This is a genomic window from Streptomyces sp. NPDC090025, assembly GCF_044748125.1.
In the GTDB taxonomy this organism is placed as follows: Bacteria; Actinomycetota; Actinomycetes; order Streptomycetales; family Streptomycetaceae; genus Streptomyces.
This window is the reverse complement of sequence record NZ_JBIVFL010000010.1, coordinates 72,088-96,890: the sequence shown is the minus strand read 5'-3', so window position 1 is coordinate 96,890 and position 24,803 is coordinate 72,088. Positions and strand designations below refer to the sequence as shown.

Here is a 24,803-nt window from a genome sequence, read left to right as displayed (position 1 = left end):
CTCTCCGATGTTCAGGCGGCTCAAAGACGCCCCCGGAGCCCGCTGGAACGAGCCTCCGGGCGCGCGTCGCTCCCCGAACCGGGCACGCACCCATGAGAGAGTCCGGACAAATCCCATGATTCTCTCCGGAGGGTGTTCGCGCATGACGGGCGTTCACGGACGACGGGTACGCGGATGAGGGGCGTACGCGGATGAGGGGCGCGGCCGTGAAGCGCGGGGTCGACCTCGCGGGCGGGGTCCTGCTGCTCACCCTGCTCGCCCCGCTGATCGCGGCCGTCGCGCTCTCCGTCACCCTCGGCACCAGCAGCCCGGCGGGCCCGCTGCGCCGCCGCCCGGTGGCCGGCCGGGGCGAGCGCGTCTTCACGATGCTGACCTTCCGCACCCGCGGCCCGCTGGCCTCGCTGCCGCTGCTGCTGCACGTGGTGCGCGGCGAGATGTCCCTGGTCGGGCCGTGCCCGCTGGCGCCGGGACACCGGGAGGCGGCCGGGGACGGGCGGCGCCGGAGCACCGTACGGCCCGGGATCACCGGCCTGTGGCAGATCAGCGGGCGGTCGGACCTGCCGTGGGAGGAGCGCGAGCTGCTGGACCTCCACTACGTGGACCACCACTGGCTCGGCATGGACCTGGTGATTCTGGCGCGTACGCTGCCAGCAGTCCGTAAACGTCGCGCGGCCGCGCGGACGCCGGTACCCGCGGCAAGGGTTGCCTGAGCGACACAGATCACCGTGAGCTCCGCTACAGTGCGACGCCGCGAACGGGTAATCTCGGCACGGACTCAATAAGTTACCGCTTAGTAGGCCCGCTGCGGGGCCCGCCCGAGGAGCCCGTCATGCAACTCGTCGCGATCATCGTGTCGCTGACCCTGACCGTGGTCGGCGTCGCCCTGCTCGCCCGCGCCATCGGTCAGTTCGTCCGGTACTTCAAGCTGGGTCAGCCCGTCCCGGCCGGCACCCGGACCGACAACCCCTACCAGCGCAGCGTCACGCTGGTCCGGGAGTTCCTCGGCCACACCCGGATGAACCGCTGGGGCATCGTCGGCGTCGCCCACTGGTTCGTCGCGGTCGGCTTCCTGACCCTGCCGCCCACCCTGGCGCAGGCGTTCGGCCAGCTCTTCAAGGCCGACTGGACGCTCCCGGTGATCGGCGGCTTCCTGCCGTTCGAGCTGTACATCGAGTTCATCGGCGTGATGACGATCCTCGGCATCCTCGTCCTGATGGCGATCCGGCTGCTCAGCCTGCCCGGCCGGGCCGGACGCAAGTCCCGCTTCGCCGGCTCCAAGGCGGGCCAGGCGTACTTCGTCGAGTACGTCATCCTCACCATCGGCCTCGCGATCTACGTGCTGCGCGGTCTTGAGGGCGCGATCCACCACGTCGAGCACTACGAGGCCGCGTACTTCGCCTCGTACCCGCTGGTCCTCGCCTTCAAGGGGCTGAGCACCGGCGTCCTGCAGAACCTGATCTACCTCACCGCCATGGTGAAGATCAGCACCTCGTTCATCTGGATGATCGTGGTGTCGCTCAACACCAACATGGGCGTCGCCTGGCACCGCTTCCTCGCCTTCCCGAACATCTGGTTCAAGCGGAACGCGACCGGCGGCACCGCGCTCGGCGCGCTCCAGCCGATGACCTCCGGCGGCGAGCCGATCGACTTCGAGGACCCGGGCGAGGACGACGTCTACGGCGTCTCCCAGGTCGAGCAGTTCTCCTGGAAGGGCATCCTCGACTTCTCCACCTGCACCGAGTGCGGCCGCTGCCAGTCGCAGTGCCCCGCCTGGAACACCGGCAAGCCGCTCTCCCCCAAGCTCCTGATCATGTCGCTGCGCGACCACGCGCACGCGAAGGCGCCGTACCTGCTCGCGGGCGGCGGCAAGACCATGGAGGGCGAGGAGAAGGCCACCCCCGAGCAGCTCGCCGACGTCCCGGCCGCGGCCCTCGCGGAGGCCGAGCGCCCGCTCATCGGCACCGCCGAGGAGAACGGCGTCATCGACCCGGACGTGCTGTGGTCCTGCACCACCTGCGGCGCCTGCGTCGAGCAGTGCCCGGTCGACATCGAGCACATCGACCACATCGTCGACATGCGCCGCTACCAGGTGATGATCGAGTCCGCGTTCCCGTCCGAGGCGGGCACGATGCTCAGGAACCTGGAGAAGAAGGGCAACCCCTGGGGTCTGGCCAAGAAGGCGCGCGTCGAGTGGACCAAGGAGGTCGACTTCGAGGTCCCGATCGTCGGCAAGGACATCGAGGACCTCAGCGAGGTCGACTACCTCTACTGGGTCGGCTGCGCCGGCGCCCTGGAGGACCGCGCCAAGAAGACCACCCGGGCCTTCGCCGAGCTGCTGCACATCGCGGGCGTCAAGTTCGCGATCATGGGCGGCGACGAGAAGTGCACCGGTGACTCCCCGCGCCGCCTGGGCAACGAGCCGCTGTTCCAGCAGCTCGGCCAGGAGAACGTGGCCATGCTGAACATGGCGTTCGGCGAGGACGACGAGGACGAGTCGACGAAGAAGCCGAAGTCGGCGAAGAAGATCGTCTCGACCTGCCCGCACTGCTTCAACACCATCGCCAACGAGTACCCGCAGCTCGGCGGCGACTACCAGGTCATCCACCACACCCAGCTGCTCCAGCACCTCATCGACGAGGGCCGGCTGATCCCGGTCACCCCGGTCGAGGGCCTGATCACCTACCACGACCCCTGCTACCTGGGCCGCCACAACAAGGTCTACACGCCGCCGCGCGAGATCATGTCGGCCGTCCCGGGCCTGCGCCAGCAGGAGATGCACCGCCACAAGGAGCGCGGCTTCTGCTGCGGCGCCGGTGGCGCGCGGATGTGGATGGAGGAGCGGATCGGCAAGCGCATCAACACCGAGCGCGTCGACGAGGCGCTGTCCCTCAACCCGGACATCGTGTCGACGGCCTGCCCGTTCTGCCTGGTCATGCTCACCGACTCGGTGAACGGCAAGAAGAACGACGGCAAGGCGAAGGAGAGCCTGCAGGTGGTGGACGTCGCCCAGCTGCTGCTCGACTCGGTGAAGACCCCGGCCGAGCCCGAGCCGGAGGAGCCCGCGACGGAGCCGGAGCCGGAGCCCGCCGCGTAACTCCCGCTGACCGACGGCACACGGAAGGGCCGCTCCCGCGATTCACGCGGGGGCGGCCCTTTCCCGTATCCCGTATCCCGTATCCCGTACTCCGTCCGGGTCGGGGTCCGCTGCTTCGGCGGCTCAGCCCTGCTCGGAGCGGCGGTGGTAGAGCGCGAAGCCGAGACCGGCGGCACCGAGCGCGGCCATGCCGCCGCCGACGCCGATCAGGGCGGCCTCGTCGTGCCCGCCGGAGACGTCGGCGACGCCCTCGGCACCGGCCTTCACGGCGCCCTTGGGGACGGTGCCGCGGGGCACGACGACCTTGCTCTTGGTGCCTTCCTTGCCGTGGACGGTCTTCTCGGCCTTGTAGGTCTTCAGGAGCTTGCCGTTGAAGTCGTAGACCCAGCTGTTGCCGCCCTGCTTCGGGGTGTCGATGACGACGAAGCGGTAGACGCCCTTGCCCTGCGGGACGATCTTGTAGGTCCAGCCGTCGTTGACGGTGGAGAGGTTCTTGAGGTCGATCTTGCCGAGGTAGTTGCCGTTCGGCATGAAGAACTCGACGCTCGGGCCGTTCTTGCCCTGGTAGAACTTGGCGATCCGCCCGTCCGGCATGGTGATCTTGGCGTGCGCCTGGTGACCGGCCGGCTTCGGCTTGGTGGTCGGCTTGGGCTTGGGCTTCGGGGTGGGCTTGGTGTCCGGGGTCTTGTCCATCCAGGAGCGGACCGAGCCGTCCGGGTTCAGGACCACGTGCATCCCGTTGTTCTGGCCGTAGGCGGGCTTGCCGGTGGTGGTGAGGGTGTCGAGCAGGCTGCCGCCGGCCCAGATCTCGGCGGCGTAGGCGCTGTCGCCGGTCTTGTAGACCTTGGCGACGGAGCCGTCGACGAGCTTCACGGACGTGACGAAGACCCGCTCGACGGGCGGCAGGACCTGCGGGTCCTGGTGGTCCTGACCCTGGTCCTCGTCCTTCCGGGTCTGGTCCTGCCCCTGGTCCTGCCCCTGGTCCTGCTTTCCTTCCTCCTGGGTCTGGCCCTGGTCCTGGCCCTGGCCCTGGCCCTGGGTCTGGTCGCCGGTCGCGGCGCCGTCGGCGGCGAAGGCGGCGGTGGCCGGGAGGGAGAGGACGGCGAGGGTGCTGGTGGCGACAGCGGCGGTACGGAGGGTCCGGCGGGTGATTCGCATGGGAAAGTTCCTTTTGCCTGGCTTGTTCGGCGACAAATCCAAGGTAGGAGCCCGATGTGTGCATATTCCGTCGGATATGTAACGGACGCCACAAGGCTGGGGCGCGGCTGCGTAACCCCATAAGGAATCCCATGAGCATCCCCTAGGGGATGTCACAGCTCTGCCGCACAACGCGGCCGGGGCAGCCGTCCACAGCGGGAGCGGGTACGTTCTTGACGTGGCTGGATTCAGGAACGGACGCGGCCGGGCCGGTGGCCCCCCGCAACAGCAACCGCAGCACCCGCGGCAACCGCAGCACCCGCAGCAGCAGGCGCCGTACGGGTACGACGCGCCCCCGCCCGGTTACCCGCAACAGGGGCCCGGGCAGCAGTACCCGCGCCAGGCGCCCGGGCAGCAGCAGTGGGCACCGCAGCAGCAGGGCGGCGGCCGGTCGCCGCACGGCGAGCCGGAGTACTTCGGCGACCCGTACGCGCCGCAGCAGCAGCACCCGCAACAGCACTACGCGGACAACAACCCGGGCCACACCCAGGTGTTCAGCGTCCACGACGACCCGTACGGCGCGGGCGCCACGTACCAGGCGGGCACGGCCCCGGCCCCGGTCGGCCCGCGGCTGCCCTGGAAGGCCCTGCTCAGCGGCATCGTCCTGCGCCCCGCGGACACCTTCCTGCGGATGCGGGACCACGCGGTGTGGGGCCCGGCGCTGGTCGTGACCTTCCTGTACGGGCTGCTCGCGCTGTTCGGCTTCGACCAGGCGCGCGAGGACGCGATCAACGCGACCCTGTCGACGGCGATCCCGTACGTGCTGCTCACCGGCGTCGGCTTCGTCATCGGCGGCCTGGTGCTCGGCGTGGTGACCCACACGCTCGCCCGCCAGCTGGGCGGCGACGGCAGCTGGCAGCCGACGGTGGGCCTGTCGATGCTGATCATGTCGATCACGGACGCGCCCCGGCTGATCTTCGCCCTGTTCCTGGGCGGCGAGAACGGCCTGGTCCAGGTGGTCGGCTGGCTGACCTGGCTGGCGGCGGGCGCACTGCTCACGATGATGGTGAGCCGCTCGCACGACCTGCCGTGGCCGAAGGCGCTGGGGGCGTCGGCGATCCAGCTGGTGGCGCTGCTGAGCCTGATCAAGCTGGGCACGCTGTAGGACGGAGCCGGTACGAGGAAGGGCCCCGCCTCGGGTACCGGCGGGGCCCTTCCTCGTACGTCCTATTGCTCTTCGTCCTGGGTCACGCGTCGAGAACCTGACCCTCGCGGCGGACGACGGGCGGCTCGACCGACCAGGGGAAGTTGATCCACTCGTCGGTCTTCTTCCACACGTACTCGCACTTCACGAGGGAGTGGGACTTCTCGTAGATGACGGCGGAGCGCACCTCGGCGACGTGGTCGACGCAGAAGTCGTGGACCAGCTTGAGGGTCTTGCCGGTGTCGGCGACGTCGTCGGTGATGAGCACCTTCTTGTCGCTGAAGTCGATGGCGTCCGGGACCGGCGCCAGCATGACCGGCATCTCCAGGGTGGTGCCGACGCCGGTGTAGAACTCCACGTTCACGAGGTGGATGTTCTTGCAGTCCAGGGCGTAGGCCAGACCGCCTGCGACGAAGACGCCGCCGCGGGCGATGGAGAGCACGATGTCGGGCTCGTAGCCGTCGTCGGCGATGGTCTGGGCGAGCTCGCGGACGGCGTGCCCGAAGCCCTCGTACGTCAGGTTCTCGCGTACTTCAGTCATTCCGGCTACCGCCTCACACCTGGGTCCGATGGAAGTTCATGTACGAGCGGGAGGCGGTCGGCCCCCGCTGGCCCTGGTACCGGGAGCCGTAGCGCTCGCTCCCGTACGGGAACTCGGCGGGCGAGCTCAGCCGGAACATGCACAGCTGGCCGATCTTCATCCCCGGCCAGAGCTTGATCGGCAGGGTGGCGAGGTTCGACAGCTCCAGGGTGACGTGCCCGGAGAACCCGGGGTCGATGAACCCGGCGGTGGAGTGGGTGACGAGCCCGAGCCGCCCGAGGCTGGACTTGCCCTCCAGGCGGGACGCGATGTCGTCGGGCAGCGAGATGACCTCGTAGGTCGACGCGAGCACGAACTCGCCCGGATGCAGGATGAACGCCTCGTCGCCCTCGGGCTCGACCTCGCGCGTGAGGTCGAGCTGCTCGACGGCGGGGTCGATGTGGGGGTAGCGGTGGTTCTCGAACACCCGGAAGAAGCGGTCAAGCCTCACGTCGATGCTCGAGGGCTGCACCATGGATTCGTCGTACGGATCGATACGGACCCGTCCGGCGTCGATCTCGGCCCGGATGTCCTTGTCTGAGAGAAGCACGGTCCCACGATACGCAGAGGGCACGGAGCTGCCCCAATCGGGCAGACCCCGCGCCCCGGAAGTCATCCGCACGTCAGCGCTGCTGCACGGGCTCCACGGGCACGGCGTGCCTCAGCCGCGCACACCGCGGACACCGGATCAACCGCCCGGGCCCGATCCGCCCGGCCCCGAGCCGCGCGAGCGGAAACGAAGCGGTACTGAACACGTGCCCCTCGGCACAACGGACGACGGTGCGCTCCATCGAAGCCATCAAGTCCCTTCCCCGACACAACTGGTGGACGAGACAGCCACACTAGACGCTCACTCCCCCCACCTCGTGGAGGGCACTCCGGGGGCACTCCGCCGTCTCGCGCTTCGGCGCGGATGCGGGATGGGGTACAGTGTGCAACGATGCCGCGTCGATCTTCAGCGGCGTTTGCGGATGTAGTTTAATGGTAGAACATGAGCTTCCCAAGCTTATAGCGCGGGTTCGATTCCCGTCATCCGCTCTTCGGACGAAGCCCCAGGTCAGCGACCTGGGGCTTCGTCGTTGTCTACACCGATTCGGAAGCCGCGCGCTACCCGAGATGCCCGGCCAAGAGGTCGGCGAAGCGTGGCACACCCGCCTTCGCAAGGCGGGCTCGTCCACAAGGTGCGCATAGGCCGCTGCCGGGATCTCGCAGTCGGAGAAGAACCGTCGGATGGCGCGAGTAACAGCGGCAGCCGAGTCAGCAGAACGCCTTCCCTCCCGGACGATGACCCGTTCCCACTCCGCCAGAAGTCGTTCGGACCACACGATCTCGTGGATGGAATCCTCTGTAAGGGCCAGCATGACGTCCATCACCGAGAACGGAAACAGGACGTTGGTGTCCACGAAGGCCCGTGCCGCCACGTTCGCCCTTCCTCCCCTTCGACACTTACCGCGCCATCGAGATCAGTACGGCAGCCCGGCATCGTCAAGCACATCAGCGATCTGGCGACGCCCCTCCCTGCGACGCTCGCGCCGCTGCTGGAACGCCAGCACGTCCGCGAGACGCACCACTCGGTGACTACTGTCGGGCAGATTCATCGAAGGGATATCACCGGCATCAAGCAGGCGCGCGACGAACGGCCGAGACAAGCCCAGAAGCTCAGCAGCCTCAGCGGGCGACAGCTGCACCTCGGACGCCAGCACCGTGACTGCATGCCCCCGGGCCAGCTCGCCGGCTGAAGCGAGAAGAACCCGGACCAGTTCCGCCGGCAACGCCAGCTCGACTCCGTCAGGGGTGCGGACCACTACCTCGACCTGCTCCGGCGCCATCCGGGCGGTCGCGGCGAGCGCGCCCTGATGCGAGGGGTTCGGCTCGACCTTCTCAGCACGGGCTAGAACGCTCGTTCGAGCCATGTCGACCTCCCATTCACGGACCCAGCAAAGCAGTCATCTGAAATAACTGTAACCGCGGCAAGCTGGGGTAGGCAACCGTGAACAAGTCGTGCCCCCGAAGACCGTCGGCGGGGTCGTCTGGCCGACGCCGTTTATAGCGCGGGTTCGATTCCCGTCATCCGCTCATCGACGAAGGCCCAGGTCAGAGACCTGGGCCTTCGTCGATGTCCAGACCTGTCTCAGCTCCCTCGCATCGCGGAGGTGGACAGCCGCGACGAACAGACACGCGCGGGCGCATACTGGCTGCAATGACGAAGCCCAGTGCACCGAAGCGCCATTTGCCCACCAGCCCCTTCAAGGCCCCCGTCACGCGGCCTCCCCAGCAGTTCGCCGTTGGCGACCAGGTCACGCACGACGTGTACGGGCTCGGCCGGGTCATCGCCATCGAGAGCGGGATCGCGGCGGTCGTGGATTTCGGCTCGACGCAAGAGCGGATCCTGAGCCCGTACGCCAAGATGAGCAAGTTGTAGGGCCGCCGCCGTGCCAGGTCGCGGCATACCGGAGCCAGACAGCCCTTTCCAGTCCAGGTACACGACGCTCATGGCGCGGGTTCGATTCCCGTCATCCGCTCGTCGACGAAGGCCCAGGTCAGAGACCTGGGCCTTCATCGTTGTCCAGCGGCGCCCCGCGCCTGCGGTGGATCAGCTCCGGGCGGTGTCGCCGTCCGTCTGCCCGGCCTCGGCCGCGTTCGCACCGAGGGCCTTCTCCTTCATCTTGCGCACCAGCTCCGCCTTCCGGTCGGCGGCGTTCTGGCGGTCGAGGTTGCGGTGCGGGCCGTTGTTCTGCCGCTCGGCGCGGGACTGCCGCTTGCGCTGGCCGCCGCCCTGGCCCACGGGGTTGTTGATGTTCTTGCTGTCGGTCACGGGTTCTCCCGGGTGGTGAGGTGAAGTGGTCTACGGGTTCACGGTGGGGGACGGGCGGGCCGACGAGGGACGTCGGCGAGGGCCCGTCACGCTCTCACCCGTGAATCAGCGCCTGGAAGAACATGACAACGACGTTACCCGGTCCGCCCGCCCCCACACACCAGGCTTTGCGTCGGCCTCGCACCGCCCTCGCGCCACGAAGCGAAGGGAGCCGGGACGGCTCAGCGCCCCGGTCTCGTCCCCCGTGCCGCCCACGCGCGCGCGTGCAGGCGGATCGTGCCGTCCGGGGCGCGGCGCAGGGTGGTGCGGAGGCGGTCGCGGAGGGCGGTGCGGTGCGGGGGCGGGAGGGTGGCCAGGTAGGCGGGGGCCGGGCCCTGGGCGCCGAGGAAGGGGGTCCAGAAGTCGTCGAAGTCCGCGAAGCGGGTCGGCACCCGGATGCCGGTGACCTCGACGTCCACGAGACCCGCGCCCCGCAGCAGCTCGCCCAGCGGGCCCCGGGCGCACAGCGGGAACCGTACGGCCTCGTCAAGGGCCGCCGCCTGCGGGTCGAGTTCGATCGCCGCGTCCCAGAAGGCGCGGATCGCCTCCATGCCGCCGTCGCCGTAGTCCCACAGATACACCCCGACCCGGCCGCCGGGGACGACGGTCCGGGTCAGTTCGGCGGCGGCGCGGGCCGGGTCGGGGACGAAGTTGAGGACCAGTCCGCTGACCGCCGCCGTGGCCGTACGGTCCGGGAACGGCAGTTCCGTCGCGTCCCCCACGACGAACCGGGCCCGCGGATCGTCGACCCGGGCCCGGGCGTGGGCCACATACTCCGGTGACCGGTCGACACCGACGACGGCCACCGGTTGGGCGGCGGCCAGGACGGCCCGGGTCACCGCCCCCGTACCGCAGCCGACGTCCCGCCAGCCGCCACCGGGTCCGACGGCCAGCCACCGGACGAACCGGTCGGCCACCAGTCGGCTCCACCGGCCCACGTACGGTTCGTACGCCGCCCCGCTCGCCCACATGGCCCGCACCTCGTCTCCACCGTCGCACCGCACCGCGTCCGAACGCCATCGTCCGCCGGACACGGCTCCGGCGGGGCGCGTGACGCGCCCCGCCGGAGAACCCCCACGGACCAGCCCTCAGACGGCCGCACCCGGGCGGTTCAGCCGGTACAGCACCGCCGACAGCCACAGCAGGCCCAGCGCCGCGCCCGCCGTGAAGGCCATGACCGACGCGGCCGAGGCCATGAAGCCCGCGAGCACGAAGACCGGCGCGATCCGGGTGGCCCGGGCGAACGCCCGGTCGCCCCGGGCGGCCAGCGGGCGGGCCAGGAGCAGCAGGGCGACGCAGAGCGACAGGTAGCCGATCATCCCGGCGGCCATGTGGGCGGCGCCGTGCCCGGTCATCGTGGCCGCGTCCGGGGCGCCCACCGGGAAGCCCGCTCCGGCGTCGGCGTCGAACGCCGCCGCCGCCCAGAACGAGGCGCCGAACACCCCGACCAGGGCCGGGGCCCAGGTTCCGCCGCGCTCACCGCGCAGCACCCGGCGCAGTCCGGCCGCGCCGGCGAGCAGCAGGGCCCCGGTGACCAGGAAGCTGATCGTCTGGATCCAGCCGAGGTCGCCGAGTGCGAGCTGGCTGATCGCGTTCCGGCCGAAGCCGAAGCCCTCCCGGCTGAGGCCCTGGACCAGTCCGGTCGCCAGGAACAGGGGGCCCGCGACCGTCCCCGCGACCAGCGCCCGGCGGGGAGCGGTACGGGGCGCGGTGGCGAGGCGGGGGGTGCTGAGCGTGGCGGTCATGACGGTCTCCTCGGGGCGTCGGCACGGGGCTCGCGCGGTGCTGTCACGTGCGCGTCGTTGTCATGGAGGTAGACCCGGGGCGCCCGAAGAACTCATCGCTCCCGCGGCAAAGAAACGGAACTCCTGTGCCAGGACCTGTGCCAAGTGGTGGGCGAGCGCCCGTCCCCCACTCTCTCCCCCGCCGTCCCGCCGACCGCGCCGCCAGGCCGAGCGTCAGCGCCGCCGCCAGCAGGCCGAGCGACGGCGCCCGGAGTGCGCCCGCGGTCACCCGACCGCCGCACCGGAAGACCCGGAGGAGGACTCCGCGGCCAGGAAGTCCGTCACCGCGAGCGCGAACAGCAGGGCGAGCGCCAGGCCCACCACCACCCAGCCGGTCGGGTGCGGCCACCAGATGTAGCCCACGACCGTCGCCGCCACCAGGAGCCAGGTCAGCCAGCGCCGCCACCGGCGCACGAACGGCCCGACCGGGCCGGTGCGCAGGCCCGCGCGGTCGGCGGCGGCGCGGGTCGCCGCGATGCCCGCGTGCCAGACCCCGCGGACCAGCGTCGCCCACCGCCCAGGACCGGACAGCCAGGCCGCCAGCGCGAAGACCACGCCGAGGGTCACGAACACCCGTACCGAGGTGCGCAGATAGCGCACCAGGACGTCGTAGACGGACCCGGCCGCGGCGGGCGAGACACCGCTCGGCAGGGCGTTCAGATAGACCGTACGGAACACGGTCAGGCCGATCCCGAGCAGCAGCGACGCCACCGCGAAGCCCAGCGCCGCCGCGATCAGGGTGCGCCTGCGGCGGGTCGCGAGGAGCACGCCCGCCGCCACGCACAGCACGGCGAGCACCGGCACCCAGAAGCCCGCCTTCTGCAGCAGCCCGAAGTAGGTGCGGACCTTGCCGATGTCGTCCGCGCGCACCACCGTGAAGTCGGTGTGCACCTCCGGGATCTTCCCGGCCACCGTGAGCCCCGAGTCGACCAGGCGCTGCTTGACCCGGTCCACCACCGGCGCCAGGTCGAGCGTCACGGTGTCCTGCTCGATCTTCACGGCGCCGTCGTCGCTGCCGGTCAGGGCCCGGTCGAGGGAGGTGTGGACGGCCCGGTTGGCCTCCTCCCACACCGTCCCGAACGCGTCGGAGGCCACGAAGTCCTGCGCCTTGTCGTGCACGAAGCTGCGCACCGCGCCTTCGAGCGAACCGCCCAGCTTGCCGAGCGCCTTGGCGAGCAGCGGGCGCTGGTCGGGGGCGACGCCTTCGAGCAGGTCGGCGAGGTCGATGTGGTCCATCACGGCGTCGGTGACCCGGTTCGCGACCGCCGCCTGGATGTCGGGGTCGGCGGCGAGCGGGGCCATGGTCGCCACATAGCGGTCGGTGTCGCCGATCTCGTCCGCCGCCCATGCGGCGACCAGACCGAGCGGCGCGAGGACGCAGCCGACGACGATGAGGAGCGCGGCGAAGAACGCGCGCCAGCGGTGGTGCGGGGGCCGCGCGGGGCGCTCCGGTCCCGCGGCGGCTTCGAGGGCGGCGATCCGGGCCCGGAGGGCGGCCACCTCGTCGGGACCGGGACCGGGACCGGGACCGGGACCGGCAGCGCCGGTGGGGCCAGTGGGACTGGTGGGTTCTGCGGGATCGGGCGTCGTCATGGGCGGGCTCCTCCTCCGCGAGGCTCCGCGAGGCGCACCTCCCGGGCTCGGTGGATCATCCCGATTCTGGGCGGGCGCCCCGCCTTTGTCGCACCGGGAGCCGCGACCACCGGCGCCCTCACCCGTCCGCCCCGCCCGACGGGCGGCCCCGCGCCCCCGCCCGTACGCTCCATGGGCGATCATGCGGGGCATGAAGCGCTGCGCGGTACTGGACGACTATCAGGGTGTGGCCCTCGCCTCGGCCGACTGGAGTGCGCTCGACGGCCGAGTGGAGGTCAGGACCATCCGCGAGCGGCTCGCGGACCAGGACGCGGTGGTCGCCGCCGTCGGCGACTGCGAGATCCTCGTCGTGATGCGCGAGCGGACCCCGCTCGACGCGGCGCTGCTCGCCCGGCTGCCCCGGCTCGAACTCGTCGTCACCTCCGGGATGCGCAACGCCTCCATCGACCTCGCCGCCGCCCGCGCCCGGGGCGTCACGGTCTGCGGCACCGACAGCGGCTCCACCCCGCCCACCGAGCTGACCTGGGCGCTGCTGCTCGGTCTCGCCCGGCAGACGCACGTCGAGAGCCGGGCGATGCGGGACGGCGGGCCCTGGCAGTCGACGGTCGGCGCCGACCTCGCGGGCCGCACCCTGGGCCTGGTCGGTCTCGGCAAGATCGGCGGCCGGGTGGCCCGGGTGGGCCTCGCGTTCGGCATGGACGTGGTCGCCTGGAGCCCGCACCTCACCGACGCGCGCGCCGCCGAGCACGGCGTACGACGCGCCGCCGAGCTGCCCGAACTGCTGGCCGCCGCCGACTTCGTCTCGGTCCACCTGGTGCTGTCCGACCGCACCCGCGGGCTGCTCGGGGAGCGCGAACTACGGGCGATGCGCCCGGACGCGTACCTGGTGAACACCTCCCGCGCGGGGCTCGTCGACGGACCGGCGCTGCTGCGGGCGCTGCGCGAGGGCTGGATCGCGGGCGCGGGCCTCGACGTGTACGAGACGGAGCCGCTGCCCGCCGACGACCCGCTGCGCACCCTGCCGAACGTCCTCGCGCTGCCGCACCTCGGCTATGTCTCGCGGGCCAACTACGCCCGCTACTTCGGCGGGGCGGTCGAGGACATCGCGGGCTGGCTCGACGGCACCCCGGTCCGCGAACTGGCCCTGCCTGCCTGAGGCGTACGCGCGTACGGGAACGCCGTCGGCCCCGTGCCCCCGCCGGGCGGGGTACGGGGCCGACGAGGCGGCACGATCGTGCGGCGGGTACGGGGTCAGGCGGCCTCGGCCGTCCGTACCGCGCGGGCACCGGCCGTCGCCGGGGCGAGCAGCCGCTCCGCGAGCAGTCCGAAGGCGAGCCCGAAGACCACCCACAGGACCGCCTGGATGCCGAGGGTGGCGAGCCGGAAGTCCCACAGCACGGCGGCCGGGAAGTTCGCGGCGACTGCGTCCTCGTTGTCCGGCAGGACCGCGCAGGCCAGCACGACCGCGGCGGTGAAGCCGAGGCCCGCGACGACCGTGGCGTTCCAGTTGCCGAGGCGCGGGGCGAGCCTGCGCCCCACGATGACCGCGGCGACGCCGAGCAGCACGCTCAGCAGGATCATCAGGAAGAAGAGCGTGGTGCGCTTCCCGATGGTGTCCGGGTTGCCGACGGCCGGCGGGGTCGCCGGGTACTTCAGGAACGGCACCAGGTAGACCGTGGTGAACGCCGCCGCGGAGACGAGCGCCGCGGTGGCCTTCGCCGTGAACCGGCCGACCCGGCCGAGGACGAAGCAGAACGCGAGGGACGCGATGCCGCCGAGGGCGACGCCGTAGACGAGGACGCCGGTGGCGAGACCCGCCGTGGACTGGAGGTCCCGGCTGACGATCTCCTCCTCTTCTTCGGCCGCCTGGCCGCCGTGGTCGTGGCCCGCCGCGGCCTCGGTGCCGTGGTCGTGCCCGGCCTCCTTCGCCGCCTCGGCCTTGGCGGTGGCCTCCTCGACGGCGATCGAGGCGTTGACGGACGGCTCGCCCGCGACGTACGCGAGACCGAAGGCGAAGAGTCCGGCGATGAGACCCGCGAGCATGCCGCGGAGCAGAAGTCTGCCCACGAGCGAGCCGGTGGGCGCGCTCGTGGGCATGGTGGTGTCAGACATGTGCGCTGGTGGCCCCTCGGTCGTCAGTGGCAGGGGAAACCGAGCAGGTGGCGTCCGTCGTGGACCCACTCGTGCACGTCGCTGCCCGCGAACAGGGAGGTCGCCCCCTGCTCGGCACCGACGAAGTACAGGGCGACCAGCATCAGGACACCGGCGAACAGTGCCCAGGGGAGCACCGCGCGGACCGGCAGCGAGAGCGGGGCGACGGCGGGCACGGACGTGACGGGCGAAGCTATGGCCTCGGCCATGGTGGAACCTCCTGGGGAACTCGCGTCCCATACGGTGGTGCGCGACGACGGTCGTCGGGTCTGACTCACCGCCCCGGTGGGTCCGAGGCAGCTCACAGTGGCGCGACCGTGCCGGAATCTCACCGGACTTCCGTCTCGCCGTCGTCGTTCTCTGAAAATGTCGACTGAAGGTACCGCGCCGCACACTCCCCGCCAAGAGTGTCCGAAACGCTGAGGGATGTATCACCCATGACCGTCCGGCTCTCGCTGATCGCGCCCGCTCTGACCGCGGCGCTGCGCCAGGCCCGGTTCGACGACGCGGGTCCCGTGGAGCCGGTCGCCGACCCGCCGCAACTGCCCGCGGGGGTACGGGTGCTCCGCTCGCCCTCCGGTCGCTGCGCGGCCACCGCGACGGCGCTCGGCGTGCCCGACGCCGAGGTGGAGCAGGCCCTCGCGGGCTGCGCGATGGGCCGCTGGCGGGGCCGTACGCTCGCCGAACTCGCCGAACTCGGCTCCGGGGAAACGGAGTCGGTGGCCGCCTGGCTCACCGACCCGGACGCGGCCCCGCACGGCGGCGAGTCGCTGCGCGCGCTGCGGACCCGGGTCGCGGCCTGGCTCACCTCGCCCGAACTGACCGGCCCCTCCGGCCGGTTGGTGGTGTTCGCCGAGCCGGACGTGATCCGGGCGGCCGTCGCCGAGGCGCTCGGCGCGCCGCAGGAGAGCTTCTGGCGCCTGGACGTACGGCCGTTGGAGACGGTGGAGCTGTCGGGCCGGGCGGGGCGCTGGAACGTACGGATCGGGGCGCCGCTCACCGGGGACTGACGGGCCGCCCGCGACCGATCGCCCCGTCGCCCCGGCCGTCGTCCCGGCCGTCGCCGCCTGCCCCGGCGGCCGCACGGTCGGAGCCGCTCGGGATGCGGGGGACCCCGACTGCCGTTTGACTGGTGCGGATGCACCAGGAATGCGTACAAATGGGGAGAATTTCATGCGCCGTCGGCCCAGCAGCACTCTCGTCGCCCTCACGGCCCTCACCGCCCTGACCGCGGCTCTGACCACGGCCTGCGGCAGCGACGACGACGACAAGGCCGACCCGATGCGCGGGCAGCAGTGGGCCCTCGACGCGCTGAAGCTGCCGACCGCCTGGGACACCAGCAAGGGCGACGACACGATCATCGCGGTCGTGGACACCGGCATCGACCTCGACCACCCCGACCTGAAGGGCCGCCTGGTCGCCGGGCACGACTTCGTCGACAACGACGACCAGCCCAAGGACCTGAACGGCCACGGCACCCATGTCGCCGGGATCGCCGCCGCCCACACGGACAACGGCATCGGGGTCGCGGGCGGCGCCCCCGGCGCCAAGATCATGCCGGTCCGGGTGCTCGGCGCGGACGGCAGCGGCACCAACGAGAACATCACCAAGGGCATCGTCTGGGCCGCCCAGCACGGCGCCGACGTCATCAACCTCTCCCTCGGCGAGTCCGGCCTGATGGCCCGGCTGCTCAAGGGCGGGGTGCTCAACCAGGCCATCGCCACCGCCAACAGCAAGGGCGCCGTGGTCGTCGCGGCGGCGGGCAACGACTCGACGCTGCTCCAGCCGTACAAGATCGACACCCCGGTCCTCGTGGTCAACGCGGCCGGGGAGAACGGCGCGCCCGCCTCCTTCACCAACTTCGGCGCGCAGAACGCGGTCGCCGCGCCCGGCGTGAACATCCTGTCCACGCTGCCGACGTACACGACCAAGGAGACCCTGAAGGACACCTCCGGCTACGGCACGCTCTCCGGCACCTCGATGGCCTCGCCGTACGTCTCCGCCGTCGCCGCGCTGCTGCACCAGCAGGGCCTGAACCCGGCGCAGATCATGAAGACCATCCAGGACACCGCGAGCAACCCGCAGCAGCAGGCGAAGCTCGGACTCGGCAACGTGGACGCGGCGGCGGCCGTGAAGGCCGCGAAGGACCTGAAGTCCTGAAGCACTCCCCACCTCCCCTCACCCCCTCGCGAGACGAAACGTCTTGCGAGGGGGGGTGGTGCCGGGGGCGTACGGTGAAGGCGAAGCGACGGATCTCGCTCTCCGTACGACCCGGCGAACGCGTCGGCGTCGTCGGCGACAACGGATCCGGCAGGTCCACCCTGCTGCGGCTGCTCGCCGGGCAGGAGACCCCCGACCACGGCACCGTCACCGGCGACCTCGACGGGTACGCCGAGCTGCTCGCCGCCCACGAGGCGCGCGGCGGCGCCGACGCCGACCGGCGGGTGGCCGACGTGCTGCGGCGGCTCGGCGAACGCGCACCGCTCGCCGCCCCGGCCGGCCGGGACCGCCCGCTCGGCACCCTGTCCGGCGGGCGCAGGTCCCGGCTCGCGCTTGCCGGGGTGCTCGCCGCCGACCCCGAACTGCTGCTGCTCGACGAGCCGACCAACGACCTCGACGACGAGGCCGTGGCCTGGCTGGAGGAGCGGCTGCGCGGACACCGGGGCACGGTGGTCGCGGTCACCCACGACCGGGCCTTCCTCGACCGGGTGACCACGGCGGTCGTCGAGGTCGACCACGAGACCCGGACGGTACGGCGCCACGGCGACGGCTACCCCGGCTATCTGGCCGGACGGGCCGCCGACCGGGCCCGCCGGGTGCGGGAGCACGAGGAGTGGCGCACCGAACGGGCGCGGTACGCGGCGCTCGCCGACAGCGCCATCGACCGGTTCTCGGCGATCCCGCGCAAGGCCCCGGCCGCGTTCAGCGGGGCGGGCGCGTTCCGGGCCCGCTCGCGGGCGCACGGCGCGATGAGCCGGATCAGGGCCGCCCGCACCCGGCTCGCGGAACTCGCCGCGCACCCGGTGCCGAGGCCGCCGGAACCGCTGCGGTTCACCGCCTGGTTCCCGGGCGGCAGCGGCAGCGGCTCAGGGACCGGAACAGGGACCGGGACAGGGACCGGATCCGGCGCGGCGGCGGGGGTCGAGCTCGCGGACGTCCGGGTCGCCGGACGGCTCCGGCTCGACGCGCTCCACCTCGCCCCGGGCGAACGGCTCCTCGTCACCGGCCGCAACGGGGCCGGGAAGACGACCCTGTTGCGGCTGCTCGCGGGCGAACTCGCCCCGAACAGCGGCACGGTGGCCGTGAGCACGACGCCGGACCGGGTGGGCCTGCTCCGGCAGGACACCGGCGCGGCCACCGATCCCCGTACCGTCGCCGAGGCGTTCGGGGCGGACCGCACCGAACTGCTGCGCGCGCTCGGCCTGTTCGCCGAGCGGGACCTCACGGTCCCGGTCCGTGCCCTGTCGACCGGCCAGCGCCGTCGCCTGGAGCTGGCCCGGCTGGTCACCGCCCCGGCCGATCTGCTGCTGCTCGACGAGCCGACGAACCACCTCTCCCCCGGTCTGGTGGAGGAGCTGGACGCGGCCCTCGCGCACTACCCGGGCACGGTGGTCCTGGTCAGCCACGACCGGCGGCTCCGCGCGGGCTTCCGGGGGCGACGGATCGACCTGGCGCCGTGGGACGCCGACGTGCCGTGCCCCGCGTGAGGCGTCCCGGTCACGGGCTCGGCGTCGCCGCCGAGGTCGGCGGCGCGTACGGCTTCAGCGACCGGCCGCCCATGGTCGGCGGGGTCCGCCGGGCCGAGGGCCCGGCGGTCGGGGTCCCGTCCGGGGTGCCGGTCGCGGTACCGGTCGGGCCGTCCGTCGGGCCGTCCGTCGGGGCGTCCGACGCGGTGGGCGTCGCGGTGGGCGTCGCCGGGGCCGTGGCGCCGGGCGTCGGCCCCGTACCGCCGTCGCCGTCCCCGTCCGAGCCCCCGCAGGCGCCCAGCGTCAGGCCGAGGCCCAGCACCACCGACGCCACCACGATCCCGCGCCCACGCAGACCCATCGACCCCACCCCGTACCCCTGATCAGCTCTCGTGAGCTCTCGAACGAACCGCGAGCCTAACTCAGGCGTCGGACCCGGCCCCGGCCTCGTCCCCGGACCCGTCGTCCTCCAGATCGCCCTCCGTCTCCAGGAACACCTGCCGCAGCGCGGCCAGCGTCTCCGGGTCCGGCTTCTCCCACATGCCGCGCGACTCGGCCTCCAGGAGCCGCTCCGCGATCCCGTGCAGGGCCCACGGGTTGGCGTCCTTCAGGAACGCCTGGTTCTCCGGGTCGAGGACGTACTCCTGGGTGAGCTTGTCGTACATCCAGTCGGCGATCACACCGGTCGTGGCGTCGTAGCCGAAGAGGTAGTCGACGGTCGCCGCCAGCTCGAACGCGCCCTTGTAGCCGTGCCGGCGCATCGCCTGGATCCAGCGCGGGTTGACCACCCGGGCCCGGAAGACCCGGGAGGTCTCCTCGACCAGGGTGCGGGTGCGGACCGTCTCGGGGCGGGTGGAGTCGCCGATGTACGCCTCCGGCGCGGTGCCGCGCAGCGCGCGCACGGTCGCCACCATGCCGCCGTGGTACTGGAAGTAGTCGTCCGAGTCGGCGATGTCGTGCTCGCGGGTGTCGGTGTTCTTCGCCGCGACCGCGATCCGCTTGTACGCCGTCTCCATCTCGGCGCGCGCCGGGCGGCCTTCGAGACCGCGGCCGTACGCGTAGCCGCCCCACACCGTGTACACCTCGGCGAGGTCCGCGTCGGTGCGCCAGTCCCGGGAGTCGATCAGCTGGAGCAGACCGGCGCCGTAGGTGCCGGGCCGGGAGCCGAAGATGCGGGTGGTGGCGCGGCGTTCGTCGCCGTGCTCGGCGAGGTCGGCCTGCGCGTGGGCGCGGACGTAGTTGTCCTCGGCGGACTCGTCGGCGAGCCCGGCGACCAGCCGGACGGCGTCGTCGAGCAGCCCGATGACGTGCGGGAACGCGTCACGGAAGAAGCCGGAGATGCGCAGCGTCACATCGACGCGCGGGCGGCCGAGCTCGGCCAGCGGGATGGCCTCAAGGCCCTTCACCCGGCGCGAGGCGTCGTCCCAGACCGGCCGGACGCCGAGCAGCGCCAGCGCCTCGGCGACGTCGTCGCCCGCCGTGCGCATCGCGCTCGTCCCCCACAGGGACAGGCCGACGGAGCTGGGCCACTCGCCGTTGTCGGTGCGGTAGCGCGCCAGGAGCGAGTCGGCGAGGGCCTGGCCGGTCTCCCAGGCGAGCCGGGACGGCACGGCCTTGGGGTCGACCGAGTAGAAGTTGCGGCCGGTCGGCAGCACGTTGACGAGGCCGCGCAGCGGCGAGCCGGACGGGCCCGCCGGGACGAAGCCGCCGTTCAACGCGTGGACGGAGTGGGCGAGTTCGTCGGTGGTGGCGGCGAGCCGCGGCACCACCTGCTCGCAGGCGAAGCGCAGCACCGCGGCCACGTCGGGGCCGTACGCGTCGCCGCAGACCCCGGCCACGGCCGCCACCTCCCAGTCCGCCGCCTCCATCGCCTCGACCAGCGCGCGGGCCTTCGCCTCCGCCTCGTCGGCGGTGATCCGGGTCGCGGCGGACTCGTCGAGACCGAGCGCCTCGCGCAGCCCGGGCAGCGCCTGGGTGCCGCCCCAGATCTGCCGGGCGCGCAGGATGGACAGGACCAGGTTGACCCGCTCGGGGCCGGTCGGCGCGCCGCCGAGGACGTGCAGTCCGTCGCGGATCTGGGCGTCCTTGACCTCGCACAGCCAGCCGTCGACGTGCAGCAGGAAGTCGTCGAAGCCGTCGTCCTCGGGGCGGTCGGCCATGCCAAGGTCGTGGTCGAGCTTCGCGGCCTGGATCAGCGTCCAGATCTGCGCCCGGATCGCGGGCAGCTTCGCCGGGTCCATGGAGCTGATCTGGGCGTACTCGTCGAGGAGTTGCTCCAGGCGGGCGATGTCGCCGTACGAGTCGGCGCGGGCCATCGGCGGCACCAGGTGGTCGACCAGGGTGGCGTGCACCCGGCGCTTGGCCTGGGTGCCCTCGCCCGGGTCGTTGACCAGGAACGGGTAGACGAGGGGCAGGTCGCCGAGGGCCGCGTCCGGGCCGCAGGCGGCGGACAGGCCGGCGTTCTTGCCGGGCAGCCACTCCAGGTTGCCGTGCTTGCCCAGGTGCACCATCGCGTCGGCGCCGAAGCCGCCGTCGGCCGTCTGCGCGGCGATCCAGCGGTAGGCGGCGAGGTAGTGGTGGGACGGCGGGAGATCGGGGTCGTGGTAGATCGCGATCGGGTTCTCGCCGAAGCCGCGCGGCGGCTGGATGAGCACGAGCAGGTTGCCGCGGCGCAGCGCGCCGAGCACGATGTCGCCCTCCGGGTCGCCGCCCCGCCCGACCCGCGAACGGTCCAGGAACATCTCACCGGGCGCCGGGCCCCAGTGCTCCTCGACCTGCTCGCGCAGCTCGGCCGGGAGTTCGGCGTACCAGCGCTTGTAGTCGGCGGCCGGGATCCGGACCGGGTTCTTCGCCAGCTGCTCCTCGGTGAGCCAGTCCTGGTCGTGGCCACCGGCCTCGATCAGGGCGTAGATCAGCTCGTCGCCGTCGCCGGAGACCAGACCGGGGATGGACTCGACGGGGCCGAAGTCGTAGCCCTCGGCGATCAGCCGCCGAAGCAGGGCGACGGCGGACGCGGGGGTGTCGAGGCCGACGGCGTTGCCGATGCGGGCGTGCTTGGTCGGGTACGCGGAGAGGACCAGCGCCAGCTTCTTCTCGGCGTTCGGGATGTGCCGCAGCCGGGCGTGCCGGACGGCGATGCCCGCGACCCGGGCGGCGCGCTCGGCGTCCGCCACGTACGCCGGGAGACCGTCCTCGTCGATCTCCTTGAAGGAGAACGGCACGGTGATCAGGCGGCCGTCGAACTCGGGCACGGCGACCTGGCTCGCGGCGTCGAGCGGCGAGAGGCCCTCGTCGTTCTCGTCCCAGGCGGCGCGCGAGCCGGTCAGGCACAGCGCCTGCAGGATCGGCACGTCGAGCGCGGCGAGCGCGCCCGCGTCCCACGCCTCCTCGTCGCCGCCCGCCTGCGCCTCGGCGGGCTTGGTGCCACCGGCGGCGAGGACGGTGGTGACGAGGGCGTCGGCGGTACGGAGGGTGTCGACGAGCTCCGCCTCGGGGGCCCGCAGCGAGGCCACGTACAGCGGCAGCGGGCGGGCGCCCGCGTCCTCGATCGCCGAGCAGAGGGCGTCGACGAAGCCGGTGTTCCCGCTCATGTGGTGGGCGCGGTAGTAAAGCACGGCGATGGTCGGCGCGCCGTCCGGCAGCTGCCGCGCGGTGCGCTCAAGGGGGCCCCAGGTGGGGGCGGCGGCCGGGGGTTCGAAGCCGTGGCCGGTGAGCAGCGCGGTGTCGGAGAGGAAGCGGGCGAGCTGGGCGAGGTTGGCCGGGCCGCCGTGCGCGAGGTAGGCGTGGGCCTCGGTGGCGACGCCGACGGGCACGGTGGAGGAGCCCATCAGCTGGGCGTCGGGGGCCTGTTCGCCGCTGAGCACGACGACGGGCTTTCCGGCGGCGAGGACCGCGTCGAGGCCGTCCTGCCAGGAGCGCAGGCCGCCGAGGAGACGGACGACGACGAGCTCGGCGCCGTCGAGGAGGGCGTCGAGGTCGGCGAGCGGCAGCCGGGAGGGGTTGGCGAAGCGCCAGGCGGGGGACTCGTCGGCGGGGACGGCCGCGGCGGCGGCGTTCGCCGCGCGGGCGCTGAGCAGGTCGGTGTCGGAGTGCGACAGCAGCAGGAGCATGGCGAGGCTCAGGCCCTTCCTCGGGGTTGTCCGCGCCCCGGGTGGTCGTATGGACGGCGGGAGTTCCTGACTCACCGGCCCCGGTCGCCCGGGGCGCGGCTCACAGTGGCGGGACCGCGCCGGATTCTCACCGGGCTTCCTCCCCGGGGTCCTGGGACCCCATGCCGGTCTGCATCCTAGGGCCTGCCCGGTGGATCAGGGTCGGGCAGGCCGGGGCGTCTGGTGCGGTGCATCGCAAGGCGCCGGAGCGTCTCGATAGCGGAGCTATCGGGGCGGTTCGGCAACGCGGCGAGGTGCCGTGCCAGACGCCCCGGCCCCGGCCATGATCCACCGGGCAGGCCCTCGATCGTGAGGGGGTGGGGTGGGGGTGGACGCGGGGGTCGGCCGGATCACAGCGGGGGTGGCGGCGCGGCGGGGGTCGCGGGGAGCCACCGGAGGCCCGGCGACGAGGTCCGGGGCGTCCCGGCGGGAGCCACGGGAGGCTCGGTGGGGGTCCCTGTCGGCCCTCGGCCGGGGGCAGGGGCGTGGGTATGCTCGCCGCCATGCCCGCCACCCGACACACCTCGCCCGAACGGGACGAACCGCTCATACGGGACCGCGGCGACGCCTGCCCCGGGGCACTCCGGCTGCACCGCGCCGACGACGGCTTCCTCGCCCGACTCCGGCTGCCCGGGGGAAGATTGACGGAGCGTCAAGTGGAGGTCCTGGCCGCCGCGGCCGAGGATTTGGGCGACGGCGGCGTCTCGATCACCTCGCGCGGCAACGCGGAGCTGCGCGGTCTCGCGGAGGACTGCGCCGCCGCCCTCGCCGAGCGGCTCGCCCCGGTGGGTCTGCTGCCCGCCCCGAGCCATGAGCGGGTGCGCAATCTGGTCGCATCCCCGGCGGCCGGGCTCGACGGACTCGGCCACGCGGACGCCCAGTTGTGGGTGCGCGAGCTGGACGCGCTGCTGTGCGCGGAGCCGCGCGCGGCGGCTCTCTCGGGCCGGTTCCTGTTCGTCCTGGACGACGGGCGCGGGGACGTGGCGGGCCTGGGCGGCGATGTGACGTTGCTCGCAGCCGAGGAGCCGGGCGCGGCCCTGCTCCGGGTCGGCGCCCGCACCCTGCGGATCGCGGCGGCCGACGCGCCCCGCGCCGCGCTGGCCGCCGCCCTCGCGTTCCTCGCGGCGGCCGAGGTCGCCGGCAACGGCGCCTGGCGGGTACGGGAGCTTCCCGCAGGGACGGAGACCGGCCTGGTGGCCGCGCTCACGGCGGCGGGCGTCCCGGCGGAGCCCGTACCGGACACGCACCCCGACACCCACCCCGACGCGCACCCGGACACCCACCCCGACACGCACCCGCCCGCCGCCCCGCCGCTGCCGCCAGGGCACCTCGGCGCACACGCCCTGCACGTCCTGGCCCCGCTGGGCCGGCTCACCGCCGCCCAGCTGCGCGGGCTGCTGCCCGCGGCCGAGGTGCGGTTCACGCCGTGGCGCGGTGCGGTCGTCGTCCCGCACCCGCACCCGCACCCGCACCCGGACGCCGGGCCGGAGAACCGGGCCGCCGCCCTCACCGCACTCGCCGGGCTCGGCCTGCTCACCGACCCGGGCGCCCCCGGCGTCGGCGTCACCGCCTGCACCGGGCGGCCCGGGTGCGGCAAGGCGCTCGACGACGTCCGGGCGGTCGCCGCCGGGACCGGCCCCGTGACCGGCCCGCTGATCGCGCTGCCCGTGCACTTCTCCGGGTGCGAGCGGCGCTGCGGACATCCGCACGGCGCCTGGGTCGACGTCCTCGCGCTCGGCGACGGCGCCTACCAGGTGGACGGCGCCCCCACCCCGTACGACCCGGATCCCGATCCCTCCTTCGAGGCCTTCTTCGAGACCGTCGCGGCGGCCCGCGTTCCCCACACGAGATGAGCGAGAGCACCAGGATGTTCGAGTACGAGAAGGACGGCGCCGAGATCTACCGCCGCTCCTTTGCCACGATCCGCGCCGAGGCGGACCTCGCGGGCCTGCCCGACGACGTCGCCACCGTCGCGGTGCGGATGATCCACGCCTGCGGCATGACCGACCTCGTGACCGACCTCGCCTTCTCCCCCGGCGTCGTCTCCGCCGCCCGTGCCGCGCTGCGCGCCGGGGCGCCGATCCTGTGCGACGCGCGGATGGTCGCCAGCGGCGTCACCCGCAAGCGGCTGCCCGCCGACAACGAGGTGCTGTGCACGCTCTCCGACCCGGCGGTGCCCGCGCTCGCCGCCGAGCTCGGCACCACCCGGTCCGCCGCCGCGCTCGAACTGTGGCGGGACCGCCTCGAAGGCTCGGTCGTCGCCATCGGCAACGCGCCCACCGCGCTCTTCCACCTCCTGGAGATGATCGCGAAGGGCGCGCCGAAGCCCGCCGCCGTCCTCGGCATCCCGGTCGGCTTCATCGGCGCCGCCGAGTCCAAGGACGCCCTCGCCGAGAACGGCCTCGGCCTCGACTTCCTGGTCGTCCGCGGCCGTCGCGGCGGCAGCGCCATGACGGCGGCGGCCCTCAACGCCCTCGCGCACGAAGCGGAGATCCAGCAGTGAGCAGCACGCGGACGGAACCGGGGACGGAACCGGCGACGGAACCGGCGACGGAACAGAATTCGGCGCGGG

22 protein-coding genes, 1 tRNA gene and 2 riboswitches are annotated in these 24,803 nt (G+C 72.8%); of the genes, 11 read left to right on the top strand and 12 right to left on the bottom strand.

From position 1 onward, the window contains the following. Positions 1-191: 191 nt before the first annotated feature. The gene (locus tag ACIPXM_RS22675; RefSeq protein ID WP_401658122.1) at positions 192-710 is read left to right on the top strand and encodes a sugar transferase; all 519 of its coding nucleotides are present in this window, start codon (positions 192-194) and stop codon (positions 708-710) included. Positions 711-829: 119 nt separating this feature from the next. After that, a complete protein-coding gene (locus ACIPXM_RS22670; RefSeq protein WP_401658120.1) occupies positions 830-3,094 on the top strand; it encodes a (Fe-S)-binding protein in 2,265 nt (754 codons plus the stop codon). Between the two features lie 123 nt (positions 3,095-3,217). Here ACIPXM_RS22670 and ACIPXM_RS22665 read toward each other — a convergent pair whose 3' ends face one another. Continuing rightward, positions 3,218-4,252 (bottom strand): hypothetical protein, encoded by a 1,035-nt coding sequence (locus ACIPXM_RS22665; protein WP_401658118.1) that lies wholly within the window; start codon positions 4,250-4,252, stop codon positions 3,218-3,220. A 217-nt stretch (positions 4,253-4,469) separates the two neighbouring features. On the opposite strand from ACIPXM_RS22665, the gene ACIPXM_RS22660 reads away from it, so the two are divergent. Then, positions 4,470-5,396, top strand: coding sequence for a Yip1 family protein (locus tag ACIPXM_RS22660; RefSeq protein ID WP_401658116.1), 927 nt, complete (start codon positions 4,470-4,472; stop codon positions 5,394-5,396). 82 nt (positions 5,397-5,478) lie between these two features. On the opposite strand, the gene ACIPXM_RS22655 is transcribed toward ACIPXM_RS22660, so the two are convergent. Together ACIPXM_RS22655 and dcd are read right to left on the bottom strand one after the other, a co-directional pair. Next, positions 5,479-5,976, bottom strand: a complete 498-nt coding sequence (locus ACIPXM_RS22655; RefSeq protein ID WP_401658114.1) for a phosphoribosyltransferase — start codon at positions 5,974-5,976, stop codon at positions 5,479-5,481. A gap of 13 nt (positions 5,977-5,989) precedes the next feature. Further along, entirely contained in the window at positions 5,990-6,565 is a 576-nt protein-coding gene (dcd, locus tag ACIPXM_RS22650) for a dCTP deaminase (RefSeq protein WP_365229171.1), read from the bottom strand. Positions 6,566-6,982: 417 nt separating this feature from the next. Here dcd and ACIPXM_RS22645 point away from each other — a divergent pair. Continuing rightward, a tRNA-Gly gene (locus tag ACIPXM_RS22645) sits at positions 6,983-7,053 on the top strand. 425 nt (positions 7,054-7,478) lie between these two features. Here ACIPXM_RS22645 and ACIPXM_RS22640 read toward each other — a convergent pair. Beyond that, positions 7,479-7,928, bottom strand: coding sequence for a helix-turn-helix domain-containing protein (locus ACIPXM_RS22640; RefSeq protein WP_401658112.1), 450 nt, complete (start codon positions 7,926-7,928; stop codon positions 7,479-7,481). A 287-nt stretch (positions 7,929-8,215) separates the two neighbouring features. Between ACIPXM_RS22640 and ACIPXM_RS22635 the strand changes: the two genes are divergently transcribed. Continuing rightward, on the top strand, positions 8,216-8,437 hold the full coding sequence (locus ACIPXM_RS22635) for a hypothetical protein (RefSeq protein ID WP_401658110.1): 222 nt from the start codon (positions 8,216-8,218) through the stop codon (positions 8,435-8,437). A 171-nt stretch (positions 8,438-8,608) separates the two neighbouring features. Here ACIPXM_RS22635 and ACIPXM_RS22630 read toward each other — a convergent pair whose 3' ends face one another. The 4 genes from ACIPXM_RS22630 to ACIPXM_RS22615 form a co-directional block, all read right to left on the bottom strand. Then, the gene (locus ACIPXM_RS22630) at positions 8,609-8,830 is read right to left on the bottom strand and encodes a DUF6243 family protein (protein WP_401658108.1); all 222 of its coding nucleotides are present in this window, start codon (positions 8,828-8,830) and stop codon (positions 8,609-8,611) included. A 221-nt stretch (positions 8,831-9,051) separates the two neighbouring features. Next, positions 9,052-9,840, bottom strand: coding sequence for a class I SAM-dependent methyltransferase (locus ACIPXM_RS22625; protein ID WP_401658106.1), 789 nt, complete (start codon positions 9,838-9,840; stop codon positions 9,052-9,054). A gap of 117 nt (positions 9,841-9,957) precedes the next feature. Further along, entirely contained in the window at positions 9,958-10,614 is a 657-nt protein-coding gene (locus ACIPXM_RS22620; RefSeq protein ID WP_401658104.1) for a DUF998 domain-containing protein, read from the bottom strand. 264 nt (positions 10,615-10,878) lie between these two features. Then, the gene (locus ACIPXM_RS22615) at positions 10,879-12,246 is read right to left on the bottom strand and encodes a hypothetical protein (RefSeq protein ID WP_401658102.1); all 1,368 of its coding nucleotides are present in this window, start codon (positions 12,244-12,246) and stop codon (positions 10,879-10,881) included. A gap of 190 nt (positions 12,247-12,436) precedes the next feature. On the opposite strand from ACIPXM_RS22615, the gene ACIPXM_RS22610 reads away from it, so the two are divergent. Continuing rightward, a complete protein-coding gene (locus tag ACIPXM_RS22610) occupies positions 12,437-13,402 on the top strand; it encodes a D-2-hydroxyacid dehydrogenase family protein (protein WP_401658100.1) in 966 nt (321 codons plus the stop codon). Positions 13,403-13,497: 95 nt separating this feature from the next. On the opposite strand, the gene ACIPXM_RS22605 is transcribed toward ACIPXM_RS22610, so the two are convergent. Both ACIPXM_RS22605 and ACIPXM_RS22600 read right to left on the bottom strand, forming a co-directional pair. Continuing rightward, entirely contained in the window at positions 13,498-14,358 is an 861-nt protein-coding gene (locus ACIPXM_RS22605; RefSeq protein ID WP_401658098.1) for a CbtA family protein, read from the bottom strand. Between the two features lie 23 nt (positions 14,359-14,381). Continuing rightward, positions 14,382-14,606, bottom strand: coding sequence for a CbtB-domain containing protein (locus tag ACIPXM_RS22600; RefSeq protein WP_401658096.1), 225 nt, complete (start codon positions 14,604-14,606; stop codon positions 14,382-14,384). Positions 14,607-14,664: 58 nt separating this feature from the next. Next, a riboswitch (cobalamin riboswitch) is annotated at positions 14,665-14,738 on the bottom strand. A gap of 96 nt (positions 14,739-14,834) precedes the next feature. Between ACIPXM_RS22600 and ACIPXM_RS22595 the strand changes: the two genes are divergently transcribed. The 3 genes from ACIPXM_RS22595 to ACIPXM_RS22585 all read left to right on the top strand — a co-directional run bounded on the left by ACIPXM_RS22595 (position 14,835) and on the right by ACIPXM_RS22585 (position 18,104). After that, on the top strand, positions 14,835-15,407 hold the full coding sequence (locus ACIPXM_RS22595) for a histidine phosphatase family protein (protein WP_401658094.1): 573 nt from the start codon (positions 14,835-14,837) through the stop codon (positions 15,405-15,407). A 163-nt stretch (positions 15,408-15,570) separates the two neighbouring features. Then, positions 15,571-16,557: a S8 family peptidase gene (locus tag ACIPXM_RS22590; RefSeq protein ID WP_401658092.1), complete on the top strand. Its 987-nt coding sequence runs from the start codon at positions 15,571-15,573 to the stop codon at positions 16,555-16,557. A 74-nt stretch (positions 16,558-16,631) separates the two neighbouring features. Further along, positions 16,632-18,104 (top strand): ABC-F family ATP-binding cassette domain-containing protein, encoded by a 1,473-nt coding sequence (locus ACIPXM_RS22585; protein ID WP_401658090.1) that lies wholly within the window; start codon positions 16,632-16,634, stop codon positions 18,102-18,104. A 10-nt stretch (positions 18,105-18,114) separates the two neighbouring features. On the opposite strand, the gene ACIPXM_RS22580 is transcribed toward ACIPXM_RS22585, so the two are convergent. Together ACIPXM_RS22580 and cobN are read right to left on the bottom strand one after the other, a co-directional pair. Further along, positions 18,115-18,444, bottom strand: a complete 330-nt coding sequence (locus ACIPXM_RS22580) for a hypothetical protein (protein ID WP_401658088.1) — start codon at positions 18,442-18,444, stop codon at positions 18,115-18,117. Between the two features lie 61 nt (positions 18,445-18,505). Then, positions 18,506-22,192, bottom strand: a complete 3,687-nt coding sequence (gene cobN / locus ACIPXM_RS22575) for a cobaltochelatase subunit CobN (protein ID WP_401658086.1) — start codon at positions 22,190-22,192, stop codon at positions 18,506-18,508. 60 nt (positions 22,193-22,252) lie between these two features. After that, positions 22,253-22,334, bottom strand: a riboswitch (cobalamin riboswitch). 400 nt (positions 22,335-22,734) lie between these two features. Here cobN and ACIPXM_RS22570 point away from each other — a divergent pair. Both ACIPXM_RS22570 and ACIPXM_RS22565 read left to right on the top strand, forming a co-directional pair. Further along, positions 22,735-24,084: a cobalamin biosynthesis protein CobG gene (locus ACIPXM_RS22570; RefSeq protein ID WP_401658084.1), complete on the top strand. Its 1,350-nt coding sequence runs from the start codon at positions 22,735-22,737 to the stop codon at positions 24,082-24,084. Further along, on the top strand, positions 24,081-24,734 hold the full coding sequence (locus tag ACIPXM_RS22565; RefSeq protein WP_401658082.1) for a precorrin-8X methylmutase: 654 nt from the start codon (positions 24,081-24,083) through the stop codon (positions 24,732-24,734). The genes ACIPXM_RS22570 and ACIPXM_RS22565 overlap by 4 nt, the downstream gene beginning before the upstream one ends. Positions 24,735-24,803: the final 69 nt, after the last annotated feature.